The organism is Arthrobacter sp. TJ-240 (genome assembly GCF_058269195.1).
Window position 1 is genome coordinate 1 of the sequence record NZ_JBZCNG010000015.1, and the last position, 1,378, is coordinate 1,378.

A 1,378-nucleotide genomic window follows, 5' to 3' on the forward strand; every position below is an offset into this window, starting at 1 on the left:
GGGACTGTAAGAAAAACGGTGTGTGAGGGCCCGGCCTGATCTGAGAGGAGATGGCCGTGAACGACTTCGCGACCGATGCAACAGAGGCGATGATCGTTCCTGTGACGGGAGAGATCATTGATCAGAAGGATCTCGCTGAACGGCTGCTCGCACAGGCCAAGGAGCAGGGCGTGAGCCTGGGCGGCCCGGTGGGCTGCTGAACCAGCTCACGAAAAACGTTCTCGAGGCCGCGCTGGAAGCCGAGCTGACCGAGCATCTCGGGCATGAGCACGGGCAGACGCTGATCGCGGAGAACATGCGTAACGGCACAAGGGCGAAGACGGTGTTGACGGAGATCGGTTCGGTCGAGATCGAGGTGCCCCGGGACCGGGACGGGTCATTCGAGCCGGTGATCGTGCCCAAGCGGAAACGACGCCTGGACGGGATTGATCAGACCGTGCTGTCCCTGTCCGCCCGCGGACTGACCACCGGCGAGATCGCGGCACATTTCGAGGAGGTCTACGGGGCCAAGGTCTCCAAAGACACCATCAGTCGGATCACGGAGAAGGTCGCCGGCGAGCTTGCCGAGTGGTCCTCCCGTCCCCTGGACCCGCTCTACCCGGTGATCTTCGTCGATGCGATCGTGGTGAAGGTCCGCGACGGGCAGGTACGCAACACCCCGTTCTACGTCGTCATGGGCGTCACCACGAACGGAGAGCGGGAGATCCTGGGCATCTGGGCCGGCGACGGAGGCGAGGGTGCCAGGTTCTGGCTGCAGGTCTTCACCGAGCTGAAGAACCGCGGCGTCCAGGACGTGCTCATCGCCGTCTGCGACGGACTCAAGGGTTTGCCCGAAGCGATCACAACGACCTGGGAGCGGACGGTCGTGCAGCAGTGCATCGTGCACCTGATCCGCAACTCGTTCCGTTACGCCGGCCGCCAGCACCGCGACGGCATCGTGCGGGCACTCAAACCCGTCTACACGGCTCCGAGTGAGGCCGCGGCGAAGGACCGGTTTCAGGAGTTCACCGCCGAGTGGGGCGAGCGGTATCCGGCGATCATCAAGCTCTGGGAGAGCTCGTGGGCGGAGTTCGTGCCGTTTCTGGAGTACGACGTGGAGATCCGCCGAGTCATCTGCACGACGAACGCGATCGAGTCGATCAACGCCCGCTACCGCCGGGCCGTCAGAGCCAGAGGCCACTTCCCCAACGAAGCCGCCGCCCTGAAGTGCCTCTACCTCGTCACCCGGTCTCTTGATCCGACCGGCGGTGGTAGAGCACGCTGGGTAATCAGGTGGAAGCCAGCGCTCAACGCGTTCGCGATTACCTTCGCAGGACGCTTCGAGAGAACCATTCACTGATGAAACGCCGGCCCCACACACCGTTTATCGGACAGTCCC

Annotated in this window: 1 protein-coding gene and 1 pseudogene; both read left to right on the top strand. The window is 63.8% G+C overall.

All coding sequences use genetic code 11. From position 1 onward, the window contains the following. Positions 1-89: 89 nt before the first annotated feature. Positions 90-1,321 (top strand): annotated as a pseudogene (locus AC4D2C_RS18720) (IS256 family transposase); the annotation flags it as partial. Then, positions 1,273-1,378 (top strand): polyketide synthase docking domain-containing protein (locus AC4D2C_RS18725; RefSeq protein WP_490916311.1); only part of this gene is annotated, 106 nt, incomplete at its 3' end. The pseudogene AC4D2C_RS18720 and the gene AC4D2C_RS18725, both read left to right, overlap by 49 nt.